Annotated in this window: 1 protein-coding gene; it reads left to right on the top strand. The window is 54.5% G+C overall.

The genetic code is table 11. The features are described from left to right. The coding region (locus Q4563_RS17005; RefSeq protein ID WP_303605330.1) for a circularly permuted type 2 ATP-grasp protein at positions 1-374 on the top strand (374 nt) is incomplete at both ends.

Raw genomic sequence — 374 nt, forward strand, 5'->3', positions numbered from 1 at the left:
TTCTGGCACAGCGCATGGGTGCCGAGCTGGTTGAAGGCAGTGACCTGATGGTGACTGAAGACGACTGCGTCTACATGAAAACCATCGCCGGTCTGGAACGGGTCGACGTGATCTATCGCCGTATCGATGATTTGTTCCTCGATCCGGAAGTGTTCCACCCCGATTCAACGCTGGGTGTTCCTGGTCTGATGCGTGCCTGGCGTGCCGGTAATGTCGCCTTGGCGAATGCACCGGGCGCCGGTGTGGCGGATGACAAGGTGGTGTATGCCTTTGTTCCAGCTATCATCAAGTATTATCTGGGTGAAGAGCCATTGATTCCCAATGTGGAAACCTTTTTGTGTTATGACGATGTCCAGCGTCAGCACGTGTTGGAG

The sequence above is a fragment of the Gilvimarinus sp. 1_MG-2023 genome (genome assembly GCF_030548285.1).